The 710-nt window shown below is 72.8% G+C and carries 1 protein-coding gene; it reads left to right on the top strand.

Features of this window, described 5'->3' with window-relative positions:
- Nucleotides 1–50: 50 nt before the first annotated feature.
- Nucleotides 51–587, top strand: a complete 537-nt coding sequence (locus tag ASF38_RS07730; protein WP_056574961.1) for a hypothetical protein — start codon at nt 51–53, stop codon at nt 585–587.
- The last annotated feature ends 123 nt before the right edge of the window (nt 588–710 follow it).

The following is a 710-nucleotide window of genomic DNA, read 5'->3' as shown; positions in this document are numbered from 1 at the left end:
GCGACCGGTGTCACAGTGGCGTGGTCATGTCCACCACGGGAGGGAGAACCGTGAACACCACCATCATCGGCCGCACGTGCGCGGCGGCCGTCATCACGCTCATCGGCGTGGCCGGCGCGACGGCGCCGGCCAGTGCCGACGACGCAGCTCCGAGCTGCGACCCGGCCGTCGTCCAGGCCGCGCTCACGAAGGCCGAGGCCGACGCGCGCGCAGCGCAGAAGGCGTATGTCACCCACGCGCGGACCGCCATGAAGGCCCTCGTGAAGAAGGTCAAGGCCGACGAGACCGCCGAGGCGCGTGCGGCGGCCAGGAAGGCCGGCCGTCTGACGGCGGCTGCCGCGAAGGACCCCGCGCTGCGTGATGCAGCGAAGGCGGCGCGGGCGACGGCGCGGGCGGAGGCCAAGGAGGCCGCACGCGCGCAGCGGGCGTCCTTCGCGACGCTCCAGCGTCAGGTCAAGGCCGACCGCGCGACGCTCAAGGCGGCCTGGAACACCGCGAAGGCCGCCCTCGCGACGCAGAAGCAGATCGCCGAGGACTGCGCCGAGGTGCCCGAGCCGCCCGTGGTCGAGGCCCCCGCGCCCGCCTGACCCGCGCTGGGTGACGCCACCGCCGCCGCCGCGTGCCTGAGATTCCCAGGTCGACCTGGGGATCTCAGGCACGGCGTGACCGGGAACAAGTTGAAGGTTGAACTAGTTGATGGGAGTATCGAG

It is taken from the genome of Aeromicrobium sp. Leaf272 (genome assembly GCF_001422865.1).
Lineage (GTDB): Bacteria > Actinomycetota > Actinomycetes > Propionibacteriales > Nocardioidaceae > Aeromicrobium.
This window is presented reverse-complemented; position numbering and strand designations above follow the sequence as displayed.